This is a genomic window from Xanthomonas sp. SHU 199 (assembly GCF_000364665.1).
In the GTDB taxonomy this organism is placed as follows: domain Bacteria; phylum Pseudomonadota; class Gammaproteobacteria; order Xanthomonadales; family Xanthomonadaceae; genus Xanthomonas_A; species Xanthomonas_A sontii.
Genome location: NZ_AQOI01000211.1, coordinates 1 through 1190, shown reverse-complemented (window position 1 = coordinate 1190; position 1190 = coordinate 1). Strand labels below are relative to the sequence as shown.

2 protein-coding genes are annotated in these 1190 nt (G+C 72.8%); both read right to left on the bottom strand.

The genetic code is table 11. The features are described from left to right. Position 1: 1 nt before the first annotated feature. Positions 2-640: a superoxide dismutase family protein gene (locus tag D183_RS0108595; protein WP_017908646.1), complete on the bottom strand. Its 639-nt coding sequence runs from the start codon at positions 638-640 to the stop codon at positions 2-4. 79 nt (positions 641-719) lie between these two features. Beyond that, a partial coding sequence (locus tag D183_RS0108590) for a superoxide dismutase family protein (protein WP_017908645.1) occupies positions 720-1190 on the bottom strand: 471 nt, incomplete at its 5' end.

The following is a 1190-nucleotide window of genomic DNA, read 5'->3' as shown; positions in this document are numbered from 1 at the left end:
CTTAGTGGCTACCGGCCGCAGCCGGCGCAGCCGCCGCGTCGCCCTTGATCACGCCACAGGCCAGGCGGCCGCCGGCGTTGCCGGTGGGCTGGCTCTTGTAGTCGTCCGGGTCGGCGTGGACGATCACCGCGTGGTTGAGGATGTCGAAGCCGTCGCCCTTGCCGATGTTGACGTTGTTGGACACCGCCGCATCGATGGTCGCCTTGCCCTCGGCGTCGGCCTTGAGATTGGGCATGTCGCCGCCGTGGTGCGGATCGCTGCCGACCTGGCCGTGCTCGGTCTTGGCCGGGTTGAAGTGGCCGCCGGCGCTGCTGCCGTCCGGCGCGCTGCAATCGCCGAACTCGTGGATGTGGAAGCCGTGCTCGCTGTTGGGCTTGAGCCCGGTGATGGTGCCGGTGACATGCACGGCGCCGTCGACGGTGGTGAACTTGACCTCGCCGGCCACTTCGTTGCCCTGGGTCGGGCTGAGCGCGGCGCTGGCGCTGCCGGTGGCGTTGCTGGCGGCCGGCGGTGCGCTCGCGGCCGGGGCGGCGGCGGGTTCGGGGGTCGCCGCCGGGGTGGAGGCGGGTTCTTCGCGCTTGCAGGCGCTCAGCGCCAGGGTGGTGGCCAGGAACAGCAGACTGGGAAGGGTACGACGCACGGGGGTTCTCCTTCGTTGCAGAGCCGCGGAATGCGGACGGACCTCCCAGGCGGACCCGGGCGGAAGTAGCGATGCGAGGTCAGCGCAGCGGACGGATCACGCCGCAGGCCACGCGCGCGCCGGCATTGCCGGCCGGCTGGCTGCGGTAGTCGTCCGGATCGGCATGCGCGACCAGCGCGCGGCCGACGATATCGTTGGCCGCGCCGCCGCCGAGCACCACGCCGTGCAGCAGCACGTCGATCTGCGCGGTGCCGTCGGCATTGGCGTTGAGGTTGTCCATGTCGCCGGCATGGTGCGGGCCGTTGCCGGCGCGGCCGTGCGGGGCACCGAGCGGGTTGAAGTGACCGCCGGCGCTGCTGGCGTCGGCCGCGCTGCAGTCGCCGCGCTCATGCACATGGAAGGCAAAGCTGCGGTTGGGCTGCAGGCCGCCCAGGGTGCCGGTGATGCGCACGCCACCGGGGGCGGCGACCAGCGACAGCTTGCCGCTGACCAGGCTGCCGGAGGCCGGCGCCAGCACGGCCTGCGCCTGCTGCACGGTGCCGGCGCTGGC